The organism is Oxalobacter paraformigenes, from assembly GCF_000158475.2.
Classification (GTDB): domain Bacteria; phylum Pseudomonadota; class Gammaproteobacteria; order Burkholderiales; family Burkholderiaceae_D; genus Oxalobacter; species Oxalobacter paraformigenes.
Genome location: NZ_KI392031.1, coordinates 1,555,374 through 1,578,789 on the forward strand (window position 1 = coordinate 1,555,374; position 23,416 = coordinate 1,578,789).

Annotated in this window: 20 protein-coding genes; 5 read left to right on the plus strand and 15 right to left on the minus strand. The window is 51.9% G+C overall.

What is annotated here, in order from left to right:
* Positions 1-38: 38 nt before the first annotated feature.
* The 9 genes from bamA to rpsB all read right to left on the minus strand — a co-directional run bounded on the left by bamA (position 39) and on the right by rpsB (position 9,731).
* Positions 39-2,363: an outer membrane protein assembly factor BamA gene (gene bamA / locus OFAG_RS11590; protein ID WP_040720560.1), complete on the minus strand. Its 2,325-nt coding sequence runs from the start codon at positions 2,361-2,363 to the stop codon at positions 39-41.
* A 58-nt stretch (positions 2,364-2,421) separates the two neighbouring features.
* The gene (gene rseP / locus OFAG_RS11595; RefSeq protein ID WP_005875821.1) at positions 2,422-3,792 is read right to left on the minus strand and encodes an RIP metalloprotease RseP; all 1,371 of its coding nucleotides are present in this window, start codon (positions 3,790-3,792) and stop codon (positions 2,422-2,424) included.
* On the minus strand, positions 3,789-4,976 hold the full coding sequence (gene ispC, locus OFAG_RS11600; RefSeq protein ID WP_005875820.1) for a 1-deoxy-D-xylulose-5-phosphate reductoisomerase: 1,188 nt from the start codon (positions 4,974-4,976) through the stop codon (positions 3,789-3,791). Before ispC ends, rseP begins: the two co-directional genes overlap by 4 nt.
* A 4-nt stretch (positions 4,977-4,980) precedes the next feature.
* Positions 4,981-5,799, minus strand: a complete 819-nt coding sequence (locus tag OFAG_RS11605; RefSeq protein WP_005875819.1) for a phosphatidate cytidylyltransferase — start codon at positions 5,797-5,799, stop codon at positions 4,981-4,983.
* 4 nt (positions 5,800-5,803) lie between these two features.
* Entirely contained in the window at positions 5,804-6,547 is a 744-nt protein-coding gene (uppS, locus tag OFAG_RS11610) for a polyprenyl diphosphate synthase (RefSeq protein WP_005875818.1), read from the minus strand.
* Between the two features lie 19 nt (positions 6,548-6,566).
* Positions 6,567-7,127, minus strand: coding sequence for a ribosome recycling factor (gene frr / locus OFAG_RS11615; protein WP_005875817.1), 561 nt, complete (start codon positions 7,125-7,127; stop codon positions 6,567-6,569).
* A gap of 66 nt (positions 7,128-7,193) precedes the next feature.
* A complete protein-coding gene (pyrH, locus tag OFAG_RS11620; RefSeq protein WP_005875815.1) occupies positions 7,194-7,910 on the minus strand; it encodes a UMP kinase in 717 nt (238 codons plus the stop codon).
* A gap of 86 nt (positions 7,911-7,996) precedes the next feature.
* Positions 7,997-8,905: a translation elongation factor Ts gene (gene tsf / locus OFAG_RS11625; RefSeq protein WP_005875814.1), complete on the minus strand. Its 909-nt coding sequence runs from the start codon at positions 8,903-8,905 to the stop codon at positions 7,997-7,999.
* Positions 8,906-8,993: 88 nt separating this feature from the next.
* Positions 8,994-9,731, minus strand: coding sequence for a 30S ribosomal protein S2 (gene rpsB / locus OFAG_RS11630; RefSeq protein WP_005875811.1), 738 nt, complete (start codon positions 9,729-9,731; stop codon positions 8,994-8,996).
* A gap of 265 nt (positions 9,732-9,996) precedes the next feature.
* Here rpsB and OFAG_RS11635 point away from each other — a divergent pair, with 265 nt between their 5' ends.
* A complete protein-coding gene (locus OFAG_RS11635) occupies positions 9,997-11,517 on the plus strand; it encodes an NAD(P)H-hydrate dehydratase (protein ID WP_020995320.1) in 1,521 nt (506 codons plus the stop codon).
* A gap of 63 nt (positions 11,518-11,580) precedes the next feature.
* On the opposite strand, the gene lon is transcribed toward OFAG_RS11635, so the two are convergent.
* The 4 genes from lon to tig all read right to left on the minus strand — a co-directional run bounded on the left by lon (position 11,581) and on the right by tig (position 17,567).
* Positions 11,581-13,992 carry an endopeptidase La gene (gene lon, locus OFAG_RS11640; RefSeq protein ID WP_005875807.1) on the minus strand — a complete coding sequence of 804 codons (2,412 nt, stop codon included), beginning with the start codon at positions 13,990-13,992 and terminating at the stop codon, positions 11,581-11,583.
* A gap of 159 nt (positions 13,993-14,151) precedes the next feature.
* On the minus strand, positions 14,152-15,423 hold the full coding sequence (clpX, locus tag OFAG_RS11645; protein WP_005875804.1) for an ATP-dependent Clp protease ATP-binding subunit ClpX: 1,272 nt from the start codon (positions 15,421-15,423) through the stop codon (positions 14,152-14,154).
* 136 nt (positions 15,424-15,559) lie between these two features.
* Positions 15,560-16,183 (minus strand): ATP-dependent Clp endopeptidase proteolytic subunit ClpP, encoded by a 624-nt coding sequence (gene clpP, locus OFAG_RS11650; protein ID WP_005875802.1) that lies wholly within the window; start codon positions 16,181-16,183, stop codon positions 15,560-15,562.
* A 40-nt stretch (positions 16,184-16,223) separates the two neighbouring features.
* Positions 16,224-17,567: a trigger factor gene (gene tig / locus OFAG_RS11655; protein WP_005875800.1), complete on the minus strand. Its 1,344-nt coding sequence runs from the start codon at positions 17,565-17,567 to the stop codon at positions 16,224-16,226.
* Between the two features lie 412 nt (positions 17,568-17,979).
* On the opposite strand from tig, the gene fdxA reads away from it, so the two are divergent.
* From fdxA to nth, 4 genes are all read left to right on the plus strand, one after another.
* The gene (gene fdxA, locus OFAG_RS11660) at positions 17,980-18,303 is read left to right on the plus strand and encodes a ferredoxin FdxA (RefSeq protein WP_005875798.1); all 324 of its coding nucleotides are present in this window, start codon (positions 17,980-17,982) and stop codon (positions 18,301-18,303) included.
* Between the two features lie 104 nt (positions 18,304-18,407).
* A complete protein-coding gene (locus OFAG_RS11665) occupies positions 18,408-19,466 on the plus strand; it encodes an NAD(P)/FAD-dependent oxidoreductase (RefSeq protein ID WP_020995321.1) in 1,059 nt (352 codons plus the stop codon).
* An 82-nt stretch (positions 19,467-19,548) separates the two neighbouring features.
* On the plus strand, positions 19,549-20,181 hold the full coding sequence (locus OFAG_RS11670; RefSeq protein ID WP_005875794.1) for an RnfABCDGE type electron transport complex subunit B: 633 nt from the start codon (positions 19,549-19,551) through the stop codon (positions 20,179-20,181).
* Between the two features lie 139 nt (positions 20,182-20,320).
* Positions 20,321-20,962 (plus strand): endonuclease III, encoded by a 642-nt coding sequence (nth, locus tag OFAG_RS11675; protein WP_005875792.1) that lies wholly within the window; start codon positions 20,321-20,323, stop codon positions 20,960-20,962.
* A 16-nt stretch (positions 20,963-20,978) separates the two neighbouring features.
* Here the strand turns inward: nth and rluB are convergent, their stop codons facing one another.
* Positions 20,979-22,475 (minus strand): 23S rRNA pseudouridine(2605) synthase RluB, encoded by a 1,497-nt coding sequence (rluB, locus tag OFAG_RS11680; protein ID WP_390621821.1) that lies wholly within the window; start codon positions 22,473-22,475, stop codon positions 20,979-20,981.
* An 84-nt stretch (positions 22,476-22,559) separates the two neighbouring features.
* Positions 22,560-23,117, minus strand: a complete 558-nt coding sequence (scpB, locus tag OFAG_RS11685; protein WP_020995323.1) for an SMC-Scp complex subunit ScpB — start codon at positions 23,115-23,117, stop codon at positions 22,560-22,562.
* Positions 23,118-23,416: the final 299 nt, after the last annotated feature.

Sequence of the window (23,416 nt, forward strand, 5' to 3'; positions counted from 1 at the left end):
AAAAATAAATCAATATTATGAATTATGCCACCGTTTTCCTAGAAACCGGTACCCAGCTGGAACTGGAACGCTTCTTTCCGGTCTCCATCCTTTGCATTGAGCGGAACGCCATAGCTCAGTTTCAATGGTCCGATCGGCGACACCCAACTGACGCCAAACCCTGCCGAGTATCTCAAATCGCCGAAGTCGATGTCTTGACCATCAGCATAAACATTACCGGCGTCCAGGAACGTGAACCAGCGCAATGTCCGGTCTCCTCCCATTCCGGGCATCGGAAACTGGAGTTCGACATTGCCCACAACCCGCTTGGATCCGCCGAGATATTCTCGATCGCCATCCGAATCGTACTCGACCTGTCCCAGTGACGAGCTTTCATAACCGCGAACCGTTCCCATACCGCCGGCGTAAAAGTTCTTGAACACCGGATATGGCTTGCCGCCCAGTCCTTTACCGTAATCGATCATGCCGTTCAAGGCCAGCGTTCCGCCGTTGAACATCGGCCAGAAATACTGGTGTTGATAAGACGCCTTGTAATATTTCATGTCGGCAAATGGGGACACTTCAAAATTCGCCCGCTGATAACGGCCCTTTGTCGGCACCAGCGAACTGTCCCGGCTGTCCCTTGCCCAGGCAATCGTCAGCGGTACGCCCCATGCATTGGCCGTCGTCCCGTCGCCGAAATCGCGCACGAAATCCTTGTAGCGCTCGGGGCTGTCCCAATACGTTTCCATGTATGTATTTTCAACCCCAACCCCGAAGAACACGCGATCCACTTCCGTAAACGGCACACCGAATTTGACATTGGCTCCCAATGTCTCGACCTTGTAGTCGCTATCGTTAATCAAAGGCGGTCTTATCGTACGATAAAACAGTTCATAACGGCGGCTGATGCCATCTTCCGTAAAATAAGGCGTATTCTGCGAAAGTGCGATCGTCCGGTAGCGTTTGCTCGTATTGACGTTCAGGGCCACATCGTTGCCGGTTCCGGCAAAATTCTGCTGTTCGATGGAGCCCGACAGGAGCAGCTTGTCTTCCTGTGAAAAACCGGCGCCCAGCATCAGGTTACCCGTCGGTTTTTCAACCACTTTCATATTGACGTCAACCTGATCGGTTGTTCCCGGCACTTCCGGCGTTTCGACCGCGACTTCCGTAAAAAAGCCCAGACGATCAACCCGGTCGCGAGACAGTTTGATGTTCTTGCCATCATACCAGGAGCCTTCCATTTGCCGGAATTCCCGCCGGATAACTTCGTCTCGCGTCTTGGTGTTCCCGGCAATATTGATCTGCCGGACATACACGCGCTTGCCCGGATCGATAAATATCGTAAAAGCCACTTCCTTTTTTTCGCGGTCGATATCGGGCTGCGGATTGACGTTGGCAAATGCGTAGCCGAAATTCCCCAGATATTCCGAAATTTTCTTGGAACTCGCTGTCAGCTTTTCTCCGGAATAAACATCGCCTTTTTCCAGTTCGATCAGGGATTTGATTTCATCTTCGCGTCCGAAAAGCTCGCCTTCCAGATGAATATCGGAAACCGTGAATTTGTCCCCCTCCTTGATATTCAGGGTGATGTAGATATCTTTCTTGTCGCTTGTAATCGACACCTGTGTCGATTCAACCTGCATCTCAATATAGCCGTTATTCTGGTAAAACGACTTCAGCGCTTCAATGTCGCCCGTCAGTTTTTCCTTGGAATACTGATCGGCCCGCGTATACCATGTAAACCATCCGGGCGTGCGCAATTTGATGATATCCATCAGATCCTTGTCGGAAAACGCCTTGTTTCCGACAAACTTGATCTCCTTGATACGGGATACCTCGCCTTCATCCACGGTAAAATTGATGGCGACCCGGTTTCTTTCGACCGGCGTAATCGTCGTCGTGATCTGAACGCCATACAAGCCACGCGACATGTACTGGCGCTTCAGTTCCTGTTCTGCCCTGTCGACCAGCGCCCGGTCATAAATGCGCGCTTCCCCCAGACCGACATCTTTTAAGGACTTGATTAACATCTCCTTGTCGAATTCTTTCGCGCCCGTAAAATCGACACTGGCAATTGCCGGCCGTTCTTCAACGATCACGACCAGAATGTCCCCTTCCGCATCGATTCTCACATCCTTGAAGAAACCGGTTGCATAAAGCGCCCTGATGGCCGATACGGCTTTTTCGTCAGTAAAGGTTTCACCGACCCGCACCGGAAGATAATTGAAAACGGTTCCGGCTTCCGTACGCTGAATGCCCTCCACCCGAATATCTTTAACAGTAAAAGGCTCGATTGCCCACGCCTGTCCGGAACACAGCATTGCACCGATGGCAGCCAGAACCGGCAAGCGAAACGGTAAACGACGATTGAATAATTTCATGAATCTCATTTAAAGACGCAAACGAAGACATACATCCATACGGTTTTCCCGATCCCGGTCAGAAAAAGAGACGGATAACATCATTAAAAACGGCAACCAGCAATAATAAACCGAGGATGCCCATTCCGATTTTATAACCGATCTGGGCCACTTTTTCAGGAATGGAACCACCCGTCACAACCTCCACAGCATAATACAGCAAAAGACCGCCGTCCAGCACAGGTATCGGAAGCAAATTCATCACCCCGATACTGATACTGATGAAAACAATAAAATGAAGATAACGAATCAGACCGGCCCGTGCTGTCTGGCCGGCATAATCGGCTATCGCGATCGGACCGGTAATGTTCTTTAGCGACACGTCGCCTGTAATCATCTTTCCGATCATTTTTACCGTAATCACTGAGGTATCCCAGGTCTTGTAAACACCTTCGGCAAAAGCAACCGGAATACTGTAACTCAAAATGGTCATATCCGGCATCACGGATATCCGGGCATCCATTTTGCCGACCAGAACGTCTTTTTCCGTCCGTACTGCCGGGGTCAGGGCGATGTCCAGAGGCTGGCCGTTCCGCATGACCTGAAGAACGAGAGACTTGCCGGGCGAAGCGCGGACGATATTGACAAACGCCAGCGAATCCAGCACCGCTTCGCCATTGACTCCGGTTACCCGGTCTCCTTCCTTCAAACCGGCTTTTTCAGCGACTCCGTTTTTTTCAATTTGCCCTATAACAGCGGGCGGTCGTTCAACGAAAAGGCCCAGTTTCCCGATGAAATCCTTGTCGACTTCTTCTATCGACAACTGTTTTGTCGGCAAAATGGCGGTTACCGGATCAGCCTTTGCCTCACCGTTTTCACCCGGTTTCTCATATGTTATGGAAACCGCCGGGTGCTCCTCCATCAGAACTTCGGTCAGCTTCCAGCGCACCTGTTGCCAGTTATGAATAGACGTCCCGTCGATATCGACTATGGTTTCGCCTCCCCGGAGGCCTGCCTGATACGCTACTGTATTTTCGGGTACTGCCCTTAGTCTGGCTACCGGTTCAGGCATGCCATAAATATACAGTCCGGTCAGCACCACAATGGCAAGTACGAAATTGGCAAGAGGTCCCGCCGCGACAATCGCGATACGCCGCCACACGCTCTGGCTGGTGAATTCGCGCTTTCTGTCCTCGGGAGAAACTGCGCTCAAATCATCGGCCCGCGCATCCAGCAATTTCACATAACCGCCCAGCGGCAAAGCTGAAATGGCCCACTCTGTCCTGTCCGGCCCGAATTCGCGGCTGAAAAGAATTTTTCCCATTCCCATTGAGAACCGGAGCACCTTGACATTGCAAAGACGCGCCATCCAGTAATGCCCCAGTTCATGGACAACGATAAGCACCGACAGGGCAAGAACGAAAGCCAGTAATGTTTGAAGGATTATCATTGCAAAATCAGATTCGTGGCGACCGTTCGGGCAGCACGGTCATGCATTAGGACACTGTCGATTCCCGTAATCGAACTTTCTGTCGGCACCTTGTCCAGCACGCGGGCGACAACGTCGTCTATACGCCGGAAACTGATACGCTGCTCCAGAAAAGCCTGAACGGCTACTTCATTGGCGGCGTTCAGAATGGCCGGTGTCGCACCGCCCGTTTTCAACGCTTCGTATGCCAGCCTCAAACAGGGAAAACGCACAAAATCGGGCGACTCGAACTGCAAGGTACCGATTCGCGTCAAATCCAGAGGCGTTACGCCTGAGGTCATCCGCTCCGGATAAGCGAGAGCATGCGCAATCGGGATGCGCATGTCAGGATTGCCCAACTGGGCGATAACCGACCCATCGACATACGACACCATGGAATGGATAACGCTTTGCGGATGAATAACGACCTCGATCTGGCTCGCCGGAATACCGAAAAGCCAGTGCGCCTCAATCACTTCCAGGCCTTTATTCATCATGGTCGCTGAATCGACGGATATTTTTCTTCCCATTACCCATTTCGGGTGGGCAATTGCCTGTTCAGGTGTCACACTGTCCAGTGTATCGACAGGCCTGTGCAAAAAAGGGCCGCCCGACGCCGTCAGCAAAATCTTGGAAACGCCATGTCGATGCGGAAAACGTTTATGGCGGTACGGCAGACACTGGAATATGGCGTTGTGTTCACTGTCGATCGGCAAAAGCGTTGCGCCACTGGCCGCTACCGTGTCGATAAACAACTGTCCCGACATGACCAGCGCTTCCTTGTTGGCAAGCATTACCTTTTTCCCGGCTCGGGCCGCTGCCAGAGCGGGCGCAAGACCGGCAGCCCCGACGATAGCGGCCATCACGGCATCGCATTGCGACGAAGAGGCCACTTCGCACAGGGCTTTCTCACCGTAAAGCACCTCCGTTGCAATGCCTTTCGACCGCAAATTCCGTTCCAGAACCGATGCGGCGGCAGCCGTACCGACTACCGCTATTTCCGGGTGAAAGCGCTCGCACTGCCTGAGCAATTCCCCAACACGGCTGTTCGCGGTCAGGGCATGGACAACATACTGTTCCGGATGGCGCACTAAAACATCCAGTGTGGAAACACCGATAGAACCTGTAGAACCCAGCACAGTGATGCGCTGCTGTTTTGCCGTCATGATTTTATAACCACATCCCTAATAAAACGGCCAGAGGCAACACGGGAATCAGTGAATCGATCCGATCCAGCACTCCGCCATGTCCCGGCAACAAATTACTACTGTCTTTAAATCCCCTCCGGCGTTTCAGCTTGGATTCCAGCAAATCGCCGACGATACTCATCGCAACCAGCAAGATCAGGCTGCACAGCATGCCTGCCCAGCCATATCGTCCAAACACTCTCAGCGCAATATTTTCCTGCGGCGGCGAAATCCATACAACCACTGCGGCAACCAGTATAACAGCGAACAGGCCGCCCATAACGCCTTCCCAGGTTTTACCTGGCGAAATAGCCGGCGCCAGCTTGCGTTTCCCGAAAGCTCTTCCCGCAAAATAAGCGCCGATATCGGCGAGCCAGACGACAAGAAGAATGGAAAGAAGGAAAAAGGCCGATTGCCTGTATAAAACAAGAACCGAGAGAAAACTGCCCAGTATGGAAAACCAGTAGAGCGATTGATAAAGGCGAGCGCCTGCGCTTCCGGGATTCGGCAATTCACGAAACAGCGAGGGAACAAGAAAAACAATCCAGATGACAACAGCCGCCAGAGCGAACCAGACATAAACCTGTTCGGTAAGCCAGAGGGCCGAACCGGCAAAAGCCATGCCGGAAAAAACCGCGACAACCAGGGGATGCCTGTTTTCAAACAACCTTGCGTTTTCCCATGAAGCGGCCCCGAAAAAGACCAGCAGGAAAAGCCCGAATAACCAGTCGATTTGCGACCATAAAATCAGAAACAGGACTGCAGCAAGGCACAAAGCGGTATAAATGCGGTTTTTCAGCATCGGATCACGTCACCAGTTGTTCGCTTGTCTTTCCGAATCGTCTTTCCCTGCCCTGAAAAGCCAGAATCGCCTTTTCAAGTTCTTTATCGTCGAAATCGGGCCAGTATGTTTCCGTAAAGTATAACTCGGTATAAGCCAATTGCCAGAGAAGAAAATTGGACAGCCTTTTTTCTCCGCCAGTCCGGATGAACAGATCGGGGTGGGGCGCATAAGAAAGGGCAAGACGGGAAGCGAGGTCTTTTTCTGTCATGTCCTTTTCCAAGACACCTTCCTGCCGCAGACGCCTGACCGCCTGCACGATATCCCACTGGCCGCCGTAATTGGCGCATACGGTCAGGGTCAAGGCCGAATTGGCGGAAGTTTTTTCTTCGGCACGCGCAATCGCTTTTTGAAGAGCGGGATCAAAACGGCCCGTATCGCCGACGACTTTCAACCGGATATGGTTGGCATGCAGTTTTTCCGTTTCCTTTTCCAGAGTGGACAGAAACAGATTCATCAGAAAACCGACTTCCTCATTGGGCCTGTTCCAGTTTTCGGAGCTGAAGGCAAAAACAGTCAAATAGGGAATATGGCGCACAATGCATCCTTCTATGGTACGCCTGATCGCTTCCGTTCCCCTGACATGTCCGGCAACACGCGGCAGAAAACGCTTTTTTGCCCAGCGCCCGTTGCCATCCATGACGATGGCAATATGTCGCGGCATCGGTGCTATGGCTGAAAGGGAACCGGAAACTTTGGTTTCGGACATGTCTTAAATGACGAATCCATTAAACCGTCATGACTTCTTTTTCTTTTTCGGTCAGGAGCTTGTCGATTTGCTGTACGAACCGGTCGGTCAGTTTCTGGATATCGTCCTGCGCCCTGCGCTCTTCGTCTTCAGAACACGCCTTGTCCTTGACCATCTTTTTTAAAGCTTCATTGGCGTCGCGCCGGATATTGCGAACGGCAACTTTGGCGTCTTCCCCTTCGGTTTTGACCAGTTTGACCATTTCCTTGCGGCGTTCTTCGGTCAGCGGAGGGGTTGGAACGCGGATGATATCGCCGACAGAAGAAGGATTCAAACCCAGATCGGAATCACGGATGGCTTTTTCAATAACGCTGACCATCTTTTTTTCCCAGGGCTGAACCGAAATCGTGCGTGCGTCCAGCAAAGTGACATTGGCAACCTGACTGATCTGGGTCGGTGAACCGTAATAATCGACTTGAATATGGTCGAGAATGCCGGTATGAGCCCGTCCGGTACGCACCTTGGCCAGATCGGCTTTGAGCGAATCGACCGATTTGTTCATTTTCTGTTCGGCATTTTTTTTCACTTCGGCAATACTCATGATACGTCCCTCTTGCAAAATAAACGGTAAAAAGCCAATAAGCACTGGCATTATACGGGTTTCATCCTAAATATGAACCAGTGTTCCTTCATCTTCGCCGAGCAGAATCCGTTTTAAGGCACCGTGTTTTAAAATCGAAAATATCTTGATGGGCAATTTCTGGTCGCGGCACAATGCAAAGGCCGCAGCGTCCATCACCTCAAGATGCTTTTCGATCGCTTCATCAAAGGTAATATGGGAATAACGTGTTGCAGAGGTATCTTTCATGGGATCTGCGCTATAGACGCCATCGACCTTTGTCGCTTTCAGTACGATTTCCGCCCCCATTTCCGCACCGCGCAAGGCAGCGGCCGTATCGGTCGTGAAAAAGGGATTGCCGGTCCCGGCCGCAAACACAACGACCTTGCCTTCTTCCAGATACTGGAGTGCTTTTGGTCTGACATAGGATTCGACAACCTGATCAATACCGATAGCCGACATGACGCGGGCTGTCAGGCCTGCCTGTTCCATGGCATCGGCCAGCGCCAGTGAATTGATCACAGTAGCCAACATGCCCATATAATCCGCTGTTGCACGATCCATTCCTTTTGCACCTGGCGCAACGCCGCGGAAAATATTGCCGCCACCGATCACGATCGCCATTTCCACGCCCAGATTCGCGGCCTCGACCACATCCCCGACCATATGTTCAATTGAAGCGCGATTGATACCGAACTGGTCTTCTCCCATAAGTGCTTCACCTGATAATTTCAGAAGAACCCGCTTATATAGTGGACTGGTCATAATCCTGCATTCCTTATCTCAGACAGCGTGAAAACAATAAAAAATCAACCCATAGAAAAACGGGCCTTTCGGCCCGTTTAAAAACATCATGCTTTGGCTGCCGCCATCTGCGCGGCAACTTCCGCGGCAAAGTCATCCGACTTTTTCTCCAGACCTTCGCCGACTACATACAAGGTATACGATTTGACCGTTGTATTTTTTTCTTTCAGCATTTGTCCGACAGACTGTTTGTCGTTTTTGACGAAAGGCTGGTTAAGCAGTGACACTTCCTTCAGGAATTTCTGGACGGAGCCCTCGATACGACGTGCGATAATATCGGCGGGTTGCGCCTTCTTGCCTTCCGCGACGGCTTTTGCCGAATCTTCTTCCGCTTTCTGCTGCGCAATGGAGCGTTCTCTTTCGATCAGGGCGGGATCGACCTGTTCAGACGACAGGGCAGCCGGTTTCATGGCAGCGATATGCATGGCGACATCCTTGCCGACCTGTTCATCGGGGCCATCGTACTCAACCACAACGCCGATGCGCGAGCCATGCAGATAGGAAGCGATTTTCGCATCGGCCCGATGACGCGCAAAACGACGGATGGACATGTTTTCGCCGATACGGCCGACCAGTGCGGTACGCTGCTCATCAACGGTTTTCCCATCCAGCGGCAAAGCGGACAAACCGGCCACATCGGCAGGATCGTTTTCCGTTACCAGTTTGGCGCAGGCATTGGCCAATGCTACAAAATCGTCGTTTTTGGTTACGAAATCGGTCTCACAGTTCACTTCGATGATGGAAGCGGTATTGCCATCGACATGAATCGCGATAACGCCTTCGGCCGCAACACGGCTCGACGCTTTCGACGCCTTGTTGCCCAGTTTGACACGCAGGATATCTTCCGCTTTCTGAATGTCGCCGCCCGCTTCGGTCAACGCCTTTTTGCACTCCATCATTGGCGCATCGGTTTTCGCTCGCAGCTGGCCTACCATAGCCGCTGTAATGACTGCCATACTGTTCTCCTTACAAAGGGGGCCTTCGCCCCCGTTTACTGAATATTTTCACAGATCCTTCTGTCATAAAACGGAAGGATACACACGATTACTGGGCCGCTTCCTCGCCGCTTTCGCCTTTTACGGTTTCAAGCACATCCTGCATGGCGCTTGCGCGTCCTTCAAGAATCGCATCGGCAACGCCGCGCGCATACAGCTGAATAGCCTTGGAAGAGTCGTCATTCCCCGGAATGACGTAAGCCAGACCTTCAGGCGAATGATTGGTGTCCACGACGCCAATGACGGGAATACCGAGTTTTTGTGCTTCCGTGACAGCGCCCTTGTGATAACCGACATCAACGACAAAAATCGCGTCCGGCAAACCGTTCATGTCCTTGATGCCGCCGATGGCTTTTTGCAATTTGGCCACTTCGCGCTGGAACATCAGGCCTTCTTTTTTGCTCATTTTATCGACGGTGCCGTCTTCAATAGCAGCTTCCATGTCTTTCAAGCGCTTGATGGAAGTCCTGATCGTTTTGAAGTTGGTCAGCATACCGCCCAGCCAGCGCTGATCGACATACGGCATGCCGGCGCGCTGCGCTTCACTGGCGATGATATCGCGCGCCTGTCTTTTGGTTCCGACCATCAAAATGGTGCCACGGTTGGCAGAGAGCTGACGGATGTAATTCATCGCGTCGTTATACATTGCCAGTGTCTTTTCCAGATTGACGATGTGGATTTTGTTGCGATGACCGAAGATGAAGGGAGCCATCTTCGGGTTCCAGAAACGGGTTTGGTGGCCGAAATGCACACCGGCTTCCAGCATTTCACGCATGGTAACAGACATAATAATCTCCAGGGTTAGGTCTTGAATTCGCCCAAGAACCCGTCTGGCGGGCACCCTTTCAGGCCGAATTCGCGATTTACAGTTTAAAAAATAATATGGTCTTGAAAACTTTCAAGAGTCCATTATTGTACTGTAAAAATAAATCCGCTTAAAGCCGCACCGCTACAAAAACAGACGAAAACGTGGTACAAATTCTTTTTCAGGCCAGTAAAACTGCCGGACAATGACTGTCCGGAAAACTTTTTATCCACTTCGGAGTCCAGTCATGAATGCCCTTTATTCCATCAACGCCATCCGCACCATCGAACGGGCCGCTCTTGCCGATCTGCCGACCGGAACACTGATGCAAAGGGCCGGCCGGGAAGCGGCGAAGCTGGCCATGTCCCTGCTTTCTTCCTCGACGCAAATCAAGAAAGAAGTACTCGTTCTGGCAGGCCCGGGCAACAATGGCGGCGATGCTCTTGAAATGGCTGTCCTCCTTGCCGATTCCGGCATTTCTGTCTCGGTGCTTCTCGTCTCGAACCGAAAGAAAAACCAGCCTGAAGAAGCGCGTCAGGCGAGACAAAAAGCCGTCAAGAGCGCTATTCACTGGGAAGACGCCCTTTCTCTCCAAACCACTTTCGAATCATTGAAAAGACGAAACTGGGCGCTGGTGGTGGACGGCATGTTCGGAATCGGCCTGAAAGAAGCGTTGACAGGCAACCGCAACAAACTCGTCAGGATTGTCAATTCCTTTCAATGTCCCATTCTTGCACTGGACGTCCCCAGCGGCCTGAATGCAGATACCGGAAACGTCGTCGGGAACGATTCCATTGCCGTCAGGGCAACGCATACGCTGACTTTCATCGCCGACAAGCCAGGACTTCATACCGGAAAAGGCCGAGACCATGCCGGCGAGGTGCATGTCGCCAGTCTGGACGTCGATAAAAAATATTTTCCGGCCACCGACTGCTGGCTGAATACGCCAGAGCTGTTCGGCCATTTCCTCAAACCCCGGCTCCACGATACCCATAAGGGAAGTTACGGCAGAATCGCCATTTTGGGCGGAGCGGAAGGAATGGGCGGAGCGCCCGTTCTGGCAGCCCGCGCGGCCCTCTATACCGGCGCCGGTTTAGCGTATGCCGTTTATCTGAAAAATCCGCCTTCCTACGATCCCGTCAGTCCGGAAGTGATGTTCCGCGCGGCACACCGGTTCGACTTTTCGGCAGACGTCACCGTTATCGGCCCCGGTCTGGGCCAATCTCCGGTTGCCGGAAATTATCTGGCCCGGACAATCGCATCCGGCAAACCGGCCGTGTTCGACGCCGATGCCCTGAACATCCTTTCTGAAAATCCGGCCCTGCAATTCTCTTTCTCGGAACGTAACGCCCCGTCCGTCATGACGCCCCATCCACTGGAAGCGGCCCGTCTTTTGGGAAGGGACAGCGCATTCGTCCAGTCCGACAGGCTTAACGCCGGAAGAACGCTGGCTGAACAATTCAATGCTGTTATCGTCCTGAAGGGATCGGGAACCCTTGTCTGTTCGCCCGATGGAAAAACCGTTATCAATCCGACCGGCAATCCCGGTCTGGCAACAGCCGGAACCGGCGATGTCCTGTCCGGCATGACAGGTGCCCTCATGGCGCAAGGCTGGCCGGCATGGGAAGCGGCACTGGCTGCCGTCTGGCTTCACGGGAAAGCGGCAGACGTTCTGGAAAAGGAACGTCATGGCTGTGTTGGCATAACGGCAGGGGAAATCGCTCCAAAAGCCCGATTTCTCTTGAACGAACTGATCGAAATCCGATAGCTATAAAAAAGCCCCGGTCTCCCGGGGCTATGGCGAAACAGCGACGACTGACCACTCAGTGCGTCAATGCGTCAGCAAATTGCCGCCACTGGCATTTTCAGACTTTTCCGCGGCAACCGGAACAGTCGGCTGATCTTCCGTTATCGGTTCAGGCTGGCGCTCCAGCGCCACTTCCCAGACCTTGTCTATCCAGCGAACCGGAATGATTTCCAATTTGTTTTTCACATTGTCGGGAATTTCCACCAAATCTTTCACGTTTTCCTGCGGAATAACGACTTTCTTGACGCCACCACGCAAGGCGGCCAGCAATTTTTCTTTCAGGCCGCCGATCGGAAGGAGTTCACCACGCAAGGTGATTTCCCCCGTCATGGCCACATCGGATCTGACCGGAATGCCGCTGAATACCGATACCAGCGCGGTTGCCATCGAAATGCCAGCCGACGGGCCATCTTTGGGCGTGGCGCCTTCCGGCACGTGGATATGAATATCCTTCTTCTCGAAGGCCTCATTCTTGATGCCCAGATTGTTCGCCCGACTGCGCACGACCGTTCTTGCCGCTTCAATGGATTCTTTCATCACATCGCCCAGCGTACCGGTACGGATGATCTGCCCCTTGCCGGGAACGGCCACCGCCTCCACTGTCAATAATTCTCCACCGACTTCCGTCCATGCCAGTCCCGTCACTTCACCGATCTGGTTTTCCTTTTCAGCCACACCGAAATCGAACTGGCGTACGCCAAGGAACTTGTCGATATTCTTCGGGGTCACGACAATTTTACGATTCTGTTTTTTCAATAACAGCATTTTGACGACTTTCCGGCAGATCTTGGAAATTTCCCGTTCAAGTGCTCGTACGCCGGCCTCGCGAGTGTAATAGCGGATGATGTCACGGATAGCCGCTTCGGTAATCGACAATTCCGTTTCTTTCAAACCGTTACCTCTCATCTGTTTCGGCAACAGATAGCGTTGCGCAATACTTGTTTTCTCATCTTCGGTGTACCCGGACAAGCGGATGACTTCCATCCTGTCCAGAAGAGCCGGCGGAATATTGTACGTATTGGAAGTCGCAATAAACATCACATCCGACAAATCGAAATCCACTTCGACATAGTGATCGGAAAAGGTATGATTCTGTTCCGGATCCAGGACTTCCAGCAGGGCAGCAGCCGGATCGCCCCGGAAATCGGCGCCGATCTTGTCAACTTCATCCAGCAAAAACAAGGGATTACGAACACCAGCTTTGACCAGACTCTGAAGGATTTTGCCCGGCATTGCACCGATATAGGTACGGCGGTGCCCGCGGATTTCCGCTTCATCCCGAACGCCGCCCAAGGCCATGCGCACATACTTGCGGTTCGTCGCCCGTGCAATGGACTGTCCCAATGAAGTTTTACCGACCCCCGGAGGCCCGACAAAACACAAAATGGGCGCCTTGACCTTGTCCACTCTCTGCTGGACGGCAAGATATTCGAGGATACGTTCCTTGACTTTTTCCAGGCCGTAATGATCGTTGTCCAGCACTTTTTCCGCATTGGCAAGATCGTTGTTGACCTTGGATTTTTTACGCCAGGGCAATGAAACGAGCGTCTCAATGTAATTGCGAACCACTGTTGCCTCAGCCGACATCGGAGACATGGATTTCAGCTTCCTCAACTCGCTCATGGCCTTGTCTTTGGCTTCCTTGGGCATTTTCGCAGCGGTAATCCGTTTTTCCAGATCTTCCAGATCCGCTCCTTCTTCTCCCTCGCCCAACTCGCGCTGGATAGCCTTGACCTGTTCGTTCAGATAATATTCGCGCTGTGATTTTTCCATCTGGCGCTTGACACGGCCGCGAATGCGCTTTTCGACCTGCATGATGTCGAGCTCGCTTTCCAGCCTTTCCAGCAAATATTCAAGCCGTTTTTCGATGTTGACCATCTCGAGAACGACCTGTTTCTGTTCCAGTTTCAGCGGCAGGTGGGCGGCAACCGTATCCGCAAAACGGCCCGGTTCATCGATAGTGGAAAGAGACGCGACGACTTCCTGCGGTATTTTCTTGTTCAGCTTGATGTACTGTTCGAACTGCTGGACGATGGCGCGTCTCATGGCTTCGATTTCCGGTTCGTTTTCACCGATCGAATCCACCGGCGATATGTCCGCCAGCAAATGGTTCTCGTTCGCTTCAACCTGAACGATTCTGGCGCGCTGTGTGCCCTCGACCAGGACCTTCACTGTCCCATCAGGCAGCTTGAGCATCTGCAAGACGGTGGCAACGCATCCTATTTCATAAATGTCTTCCGCAGCCGGTTCATCTTTCGCTGCCGTCTTTTGTGCAGCCAGCATAATCGTTTTTCCGGTTTCCATTGCCGTTTCAAGGGCATGAATCGACTTGGGCCTTCCCACAAACAGCGGAATGACCATATGCGGAAAAACGACGACATCCCGCAGCGGAAGCAACGGAAATCTAGACGGCTTTGTATCTATAGAAGTCATCATGACAAACCTTAATCAATGAGCATAATGGTGATATTGGCCCGCTTTCGGAAAATACAAGACCAAACATCGAAAATATCGCCAGAAGCGATCCGGCAGGCATAAAAAACCTGCACTAAAAAGTGGAAAAAACACCGACAAATCGTTTTGCCTGAAACAGATTCAGTTCTGGCCGGCAAGTTTTTGTTTGTCCTGATATATCAACAAGGGTTTCGATTCTTTGGTGACAGTATTTTCGTCGATGACCACCTTGATGACATTTTTTTCTGTCGGCAAATCGTACATGACGTCAAGCAATAACTGTTCCATAATGGAACGAAGTCCGCGGGCCCCGGTCTTGCGTTCCAGCGCCTTGCGTGCAATGGCATGAAGCGCATCCGGCCGTATCTCGAGTTCCGCGCCTTCCATTTCCAGAAGTTTCGTATATTGCTTGACCAAAGCGTTTTTGGGCTTTACGAGAATTTCAATCAGGGCATTTTCGGTCAAATCGTTCAAAACGGCAACGACGGGCAAACGACCGATCAATTCCGGTATCAATCCAAATTTTATCAAATCTTCCGGTTCGACGTTCAAAAGCATTTCGCTACCGGCTTTTTCACTGGGACTTTTGACGGCCGCCGAAAATCCGATGCCGCCTTTCTCCGAACGATTGGCAATGATTTTGCTCAATCCGTCGAATGCGCCCCCGCAAATGAACATGATATTGGAAGTATCGACCTGAATGAAATCCTGATTCGGATGTTTACGACCTCCTTGCGGCGGGATCGACGCCATCGTGCCTTCGATCAGTTTCAAAAGAGCCTGTTGCACTCCTTCACCCGACACATCCCGCGTTATGGACGGATTATCCGACTTTCTGGAAATCTTATCAATTTCATCAATGTAAACGATCCCTCTTTGCGCTTTTTCGACATCGTAATCGCAATTCTGGAGCAATTTTTGAATGATGTTTTCGACGTCTTCCCCGACATACCCTGCTTCAGTCAGTGTCGTGGCATCTGCAATGACAAACGGAACGTTCAACATGCGCGCAAGCGTCTGGGCTAAAAGCGTTTTTCCCGACCCTGTCGGTCCGACCAGAAGAATATTGCTTTTGGCCAGTTCAACATCGTCGTTTTTGCCGCCATAATACTTCAGCCGCTTGTAATGATTGTAAACCGCTACGGAAAGAATCTTCTTGGCCTGTTCCTGACCGATAACATACTGGTCCAGAAGGTTACAAATTTCTTTCGGCGTAGGCAATTCGCCGCCCTTTTCCTTACCCAGTTCGGGAGAAAGCAACTCGTCACGGATAATGTCATTGCACAAATCAATGCACTCGTCACAAATGTAGACAGCAGGACCGGCAATCAGCTTCTTCACTTCATTCTGGCTTTTCCCACAGAATGAGCAATACAGCGTTTTTTCAGCTGGCGAAGATATGTTTTCTGACATGAGTATTTGAACAGGTATTAGGATTCAATAAGATAAACGACTGCCAGAAAGATAACACAAACCACGATTTCTGGCAGCGTGCATCGAAAAAAACGCCCGAACATCCAGTTCGGGCCTAAAAAACAAGCCGGAAAGGTCAGTTCCGTCTGGTCAGGACTTCATCGATCAATCCATAATCCTTCGCTTCCGCGGCAGACATGAAATTGTCCCTTTCCGTATCCCGTGCAATCTGTTCGACCGGTTTTCCGGTATTTTCTGCCAGAATGCCATTTAAACGCTCGCGCAGATACAGGATTTCGCGGGCATGAATTTCGATATCGGTCGCCTGCCCTTGTGCGCCGCCTGACGGCTGATGAATCATGATGCGTGAATTGGGAAGCGAAAAACGCTTTCCCTTTGCCCCGGCGGCCAGCAAAAAAGCGCCCATCGAGGCCGCCAGCCCCGTACAGAGCGTCGATACCTGCGGTCTGATGAATTGCATCGTATCGTAGATTGCCATGCCTGCCGAGACGGAGCCGCCCGGAGAATTGATATAAAGGGAAATATCCTTTTCCGGATTTTCGCTTTCCAGAAACAGTAACTGTGCCACGATCAGATTGGCATTCTGATCAGTTACAGGCCCAACCAGAAAAATGATCCTTTCTTTCAGCAACCGCGAGTAAATGTCGAAAGCCCGTTCGCCACGACCGCTTTGCTCGATAACCATGGGGATCATGCCTAACATGCTGGTATCCAGTGCCGAATCATGAAATTGTGTCATTTATATTCCTGTCAAATATCGAAAATCCGGGATTGCCCCATTACATTTGCTGGGCCATCAGTTCTTCGAACGGAACGGCTTTTTCCACTACCTTGGCCTTGCTGAAAACGTAATCCATGGCGTTTTCTTCCATGACCATCGCCTCCAGTTCCTTGCGGCGGCCTGGTTCGTTCAGGTAATAATCAATGACCATCTGCGGATTTTCATAACTGGAAGCGATTTCGGCCGCCCTTTCTTTCAGTTTATCATCCGAGACAGCCAGGACATTGTCCTTCATCAACTCGCCCAGCAACATGCCAAGACGAACACGTTTTTCAGCCTGGGCGGTAAACAGTTCGGGAGGCAAGGCAACGTCTTTATGAGCCGGATTCCGGACAGCGAGATCGCGACGGGTCAATTCCGTCAGTTCGCCGATTTCCTGTTTGACCAATGCCTGCGGAACGTCGAATTCGGAAACCTTGATCAGGGCATCCATAACCCGGTTCTTGTTGATGGCGATCAGGCGGTTCTTGACCTCGCGTTCCAGATTGTTCCGGATATCCTCGCGCAGTTTTTCAACGCTGCCGTCCTTGATTCCCAGCGCCTTGGCAAAAGTCTCGTCAATTTCGGGCAAATGCGCCCATTCGATTTTCTTCACGCTTACGGTGAATTCGGCCGTTTTCCCGGCCACATCCTTGCCGTGATAATTTTCAGGGAAAGTCAGCGGGAAAACTTTCGTTTCATCGACTTTCATGCCGCGAATGGCATCCTCGAATTCGGGCAGCATCTGTTTTTCACCGAGAACGAACGGGAAACTTTCAGCCTTGCCGCCCTCGAATTCAACGCCGTCGATACGGCCTGTGAAATCAATCGTAACGCGGTCACCGTCTTCAGCGGCAACGTTATCGCTACCTTTGCCATGCTCGCTGTCCTCGCCCTTGACATGGAAATGAGCCTGACGTTTTCTGAGGATATCCAGGGTTTTGTCCACTTCGGCATCGGTCACGGTAGCGACTGCCTTTTCAAGATCGACCGTTCCCAGATCGCCGATTTTGACTTCCGGATAAACTTCGAAAATGGCATAAAACGCCAGCTCGTCCTGTCCGGCGTCATCACCGGTTTTTTCTTCAAAACGCGGAGCGCCGGCAATACGAAGATTGTTTTCCTGAACAGCCTGACTGAAAGCGTTGCCCACTTTTTCGTTAATGACTTCATTCTGGATCTGGGCGCCATATTGCTGTGCAACCATATTCATCGGCACTTTGCCGGGTCTGAAACCGGGAGCCTTGGCGGTGCGGGCCCGTACCTTCAGGCGTTTTTCAACTTCGGTGGTAATGTCGGTAACTGGGATAGTAATAGTCAGGCGTCTTTCGAGCTTTTCCAGGTTTTCAACAGCGTTTGCCATGTATGTATTCCAAAAAATAGAGGTCTTGAAACCGGACAGTTGATTCCAAAACCGTTTGCTTATTGGTTAAAAAAATAAAACATGCCCCTTGTCCATGCTTCGTCACGTGTAAAACGGGCGCAAATCACGGACAAAAGGCAATTATCCATAAAAACAGTTCGACATTTTAGCCGAAATTGATGAAATGCAGCAAAATTCTGTTACTCCCGTTAAAACAGCAGCAAAAAAAGAAACCGCTCCCGCTGAAAGATTTTCCGCCGCTTGCAAACCGATGGTTACGGCAACCTTTTCCCATTCTTCATTTGTGAGATGAGGTTATTTACTTTAAAATGTCAGGTTTTTACAGGACCGAACCCATTCTATATCGCCTTTTCTCATCGGTCACCTGTTGAATAAACCAAGAGGATGATTTATGACCCACGTTGTCACCGACGCCTGCGTGCTCTGTAAATATACAGATTGTGTGGATGTTTGTCCGGTCGATTGTTTTCATGAAGGCCCCAATACACTGGTGATTAATCCGAACGAGTGTATCGATTGCGCTGTCTGTGTGCCCGAATGTCCCTCGGAAGCCATTTTCGCTGAAGAGGATGTGCCTGCCGACCAGCAGGAATATATTGCGTTAAATGCCGAACTCTCACGCAAGTGGCCGACGATTACCCGTTCCAAGGATCCGTTGCCCGACGCCGACAAATGGAAAGACGTCAAAAACAAGATAATTCATCTGATTAAATAAATCCATATCAACACCCGATACGGTTGTTGCAAAATCGCCATGCCTTTTCCAGCCTGGCCTCTTTTTATAATGCAACCCGGACTTACACAGGAATCTTAGCAATAATGGAAGCCAAAGTTGACAATTTGCCAATTGAAGCCGATGCCGTTATCGTCGGCGCCGGCCCTGTAGGACTGTTTCAGGTATTCGAACTCGGACTCCTGGAAATCAAGGCGCACGTGATTGATTCGTTATCCGTTGTCGGCGGCCAGTGTGTCGAGCTCTATCCCGACAAACCGATTTACGACATTCCTGCCGTACCGAGCTGCACCGGTCTGGAACTGACTGAAAACCTGATGAAACAGATTGAACCTTTCGGCCCGACTTTCCACCTTGGACAGGAAGTCGTCAAGGTCGCCCGTCGCGAGGACGGCCGCTTCGATCTGGAAACCTCTGCCGGCACCCGGTTCATTACAAAAACCGTATTCATTGCAGCCGGCGTCGGCGCTTTTCAGCCACGCACCCTGAAAGTGGACGGCATTGAACAGTTCGAAGGATCGCAGCTTTTCTATCGCGTCAAGGATCCGGAAATGTTCCGTGGCAAGAATCTGGTGGTATGCGGCGGCGGCGATTCCGCGCTGGACTGGGCCCTGAAACTCGTGGACATCGCGGAATCGGTTGTGTTGCTCCACCGCCGCGAGGAATACCGTGCCGCACCCGCTTCCGTCTCCAAAATGAAAGCGCTGTGCGAGGATTTCTGCATGCAGGCCCTGACGGGACAGGTAACAGGCTTTGAAAGCAAGGACGGCATGCTCTCTGAAATCAAGGTGACCGGTCTGGATGGCGTGACCCGCCGTCTGCCTCTGGATTGCCTGCTGGTTTTCTTCGGACTGTCTCCGAAGCTGGGGCCGATTGCCGACTGGGGACTGGAAATCGACCGGCGTCAGATCGTTGTCGATACCGAAAAATTCATGACCAATATTCCCGGCATTTTCGCGGTAGGCGATATCAACATTTATCCGGGCAAGAAAAAACTGATTCTGTCCGGTTTTCATGAAGCCGCACTGGCTGCCTTTGCCGCTGCGCCGTTTGTTTTTCCCCAAAAGAAAATCCACCTGCAATATACGACGACTTCGCCAAAACTGCATAAAGTTCTGGGGGTCGAATCGCCGGTTTTCGATTGAGGGCTATCGCCTTTCTGAAAAGCCGTTAGCGACCGTTAGCGGCTTTTTTGCTGCCTTGCCTTGTTAAACGGAATAAGAAGACGTGGACACATCGGAAAAAAACAGGATAGGCATCGAGGAAATTCTGCTTTTATTGCCCCAGACCCAATGCGGGCGCTGCGGTTTCGACAATTGCCGGTCTTATGCGGAAGCGATTGCGGCAAATAAAACCGGCATCAACCGGTGTCCGACCGGAGGGCAAGCAGGTATTCGCATGCTGGCAAGGCTGTTTAATATTGCCGAACCGGTACTGGACGCTTCCTGCGGCGAGGAAAAACCGCGTGCTATTGCCCGGATAGACGAAACAAGATGTACTGGCTGCACTCTCTGCATCCAGACTTGTCCCTTCGATGCGATTGTCGGCACCGGGAAAATGATGCATACCGTAATAAGCGAGGTTTGTACCGGATGCGAGCGATGTGTTTCGCGCTGTCCCATTGACTGTATCGACATGAAAATCGTCTCTGGAACCCGGACAGGATGGAATGCCTGGTCAGCGGAACAGGCAAGAGCCGCCCGCGAAAGATATGAACGTCGCCTTCACCGGCTGCAAATGGAGAAAAAAGAAGAAACCGGTCTGGCCGATACAACTGCCGGATCAAACAAGAAAACCGACCTCCTCCGGAAAGCGCTGGATCGCGCAAGAGTCCGTTTAAAATCGTCCCGAACGTCCTGACCCAACGCAACTCATGTCTTTCTGCTTCCAGCAATCGAGCCGCTGTCTCCCCTTCCCAACCGGTTTTCAGAAATAGTGGCATGATATCGGTTTCGCCGGAAATATATTCTTTCAACTTCTATTCAGTACGCATAGCGCTATGACTCCTGAAAAAGTAGTGCAGATATTCGAACGTTTTGAAAAGGCCAATCCCGATCCCCGTTCCGAATTGCAATTTTGCACCCCTTACGAACTGCTGGTCGCCGTCATGCTGTCAGCACAGGCAACGGATATCTCCGTCAACAAGGCGACCGAAAAACTCTATCCGGTCGCCAACACTCCCGAAGCGATGGTCAAGCTGGGCGTGGAAGGCCTGATGCCTTACGTGAAAACGATCAATCTGTATCCCACCAAGTCCCGAAACATTGTAAAAATGTCGGAAATTCTGCTGGAAAAGCATGGGGGCGCAGTTCCGGATAATCGGGAAGCGCTGGAAGCGTTACCGGGTGTAGGCCGCAAAACAGCCAATGTGGTATTGAACAATGCCTTTCAACAAGCCGTTATGGCAGTAGATACCCACATTTTCCGGGTCTCCAACCGGACGGGTCTTGCACCCGGAAAAAATGTTCTGGAAGTCGAAAAACGACTGGTTGAAGTCATTCCTCCGCGGTTCATGATGAATGCGCATCACTGGTTGCTGTTGCATGGCCGTTATGTCTGCAAGGCCAGAGAACCGCAATGCCCGGGCTGTCTGATCAGCGATCTTTGCGAATATCCGGACAAAACCGTCAAGGTCGTTTAAGCTTCCCGTCCTTTCTTTATCTGGCGCGGCGACGCTGACCCGGCTGTCCGCGCCCGCGGGCACGCTGGCCCGTTCCGCCTTTTGGTGGATTCTGTCCCATCCCGGCATAACCGAAAGCCGTCTGCAACGGATCGGGCTGGCGGTTGCGCGGCGACCCTTTTTGTCCCCCCGGACTCTTTTTCTGGTGTTGTCCCTGCAACTGCAACTCGCGAATGGAGAGCGACTGCGATTTCGGAAAATCCGGATATTGTCCCGAAGCGTTGCGCGACCGGGTCTTGCCCTGCGTTTTTTTGTCGTCTTTGTTATCGAGCCCTGAAAGACGAAGCAGGTTGCGAACCGCGTTTTCTTCCAGCTCATCCCAACGGCCGCGTTTTAACGACTGGGACAGGACGACCGCCCCGTAACGGGTACGGATCAGACGCGACACTGTCAGGCCGACCGCTTCGAACATGCGGCGCACTTCCCGGTTGCGGCCTTCCCCGATAGTCACACGATACCATTTGTTGACGCCTTCACCGCCGCCATCGACGATTTTCGAAAACTGGCCGATACCGTCGCCCAGATCGACCCCTGCCAACAGTTTCTGCCGCATGCCTTCTTCCAGCTCCCCAAGCGTCCTGACAGCATATTCGCGTTCGATATTGTAGCGGGGATGCATGAGCCGATTGGCCAGATCACCGGAATTGGTAAACAGCAACAACCCTTCCGTATTGAAATCGAGTCTCCCGACCGCCAGCCATTTGCTGTTTTTGAGTAAAGGCAAACGGTCGAAAACGGACGGCCTTTTTTCCGGATCGTCACGGCTGACAATCTCCCCGGCAGGTTTGTGATACGTCAGCACTCTCGGCAGACTTTTCGCGATTTTCCGCTGAATCAGTTTTCCATTGAGTCGAACCTGATCCGTCGGCAAAATTCGCTGTCCGATGTGGGCCGGTTCGCCATTGACAGAAACCCGGCCGGCCACAATCAGTTCTTCCATATCGCGCCGTGAACCCAGACCGGCGTCTGCCAGCACCTTGTGCAATTTCGGCGCATCGTCTTCAGCCGTCAGTTCCCGCCTCGCTTTCTTCTGCTTTTGCGCCTCGCCGCCTTTCGCCGTCATGGCGTCGCTGCCAGTGTCGTTGAGTCTGTCGAAATCACTGGAAGTGACAAACCGGAAAACATCGTCCAGTTCTTTTTCCCCACGGGGACTGTTTTTCCCGGCAGCTGCCGGTGCATTCCCCGCATGCCCCGGACGCTTTACCCGAGCGGTCTTCTTTCCGGCGTTTTTGGGCCCGGCAAGGCCTGCCGGTTTTTTAGGCGATGCATTTACCGGATTTTCCGGATCTTTCGCTCTTGCCCCATCCTTTCCGGCCGGCGGTTTGGCCAACATCGCGTCGTTTTCTTCAAGACCGGCGCGCTTTTCGTTTTCCACAGTACGGCGGCCCGGTTTTTTTCCGGTTTGTCTTTTCTTTTCGGCCATGCCAGCGACTGTGTTTTCCAAGCCTTCAGCAGGCGTAAAAGTTGCTTCCATATTCTCACTCATCCTAATCTTGCCCATGCAATCCATCCATTTGCGCCGGTTCCGTTCGTCACACGGAAAAACCTTCCCGGCAATTCATAACGATTGACCCATGTCCATGTCCTGCAACACCTGTAACGGAGGTAACTGTTCCAGCGATTCGAGACCGAGATCGCTTAAAAACTGCCCGGTCGTCGCCAGAAGGGCAGGCCTTCCCGGGACTTCCCGATGACCGATCGTTTCGATCCAGCCTCTTTCTTCAAGCAGCCTGATAGCCTGTGCATTGACAGTCACCCCTCTTATCCGTTCGATGTCCCCCCGGGTCACCGGCTGGTTATAGGCTATGATAGCCAGCGTTTCCATCGTTGCCCGGCTGTAACGCGGCGGTTTTTCCTGTCGCAAACGTTCGAAATACGGCTTCATTTCCGCCCGGCTCTGGAAACGCCATCCGCCTGAAACCTGGACGAGTTCCAGCCCTTTATCGGACCAGTCCCGTTTCAGTTCCTCAAGAAGCACCCTGTAACGATCCGTCGAATTCCGTTTGCAGGCAGCGTCTTCATCCATGAACATGCAGGCGATGTCCTGTAACGACAATGGCTCCTGCGCACACAACAGCGCCGCTTCGAGGATCTTTTTTTCCTCTTCAATATTCATATGAATCACGGAAACCCGAACAATTTCATTGGCGGTTCATGTCCATGAAAATCCGCTATGAACCGGTGAAAACGATACTTTCGCCAGAACAGCCGTTCCGGCAAGTCGCGCTGGGAAAACCACTGTCCGGCAAGATTTTACGGAATCTGGCGAATTGAAAACAGGACTCCCTGCATGCAACTTCTTCGCGTCTTGTGCGCACTGGATTTGTCTGTCCGGAAACATTCCTGTGAATGTAAAACATAAGTCTGGACATTGTCCAGCCCGGACAGTAAAAGAAAAGCCGAAATACATTCCAG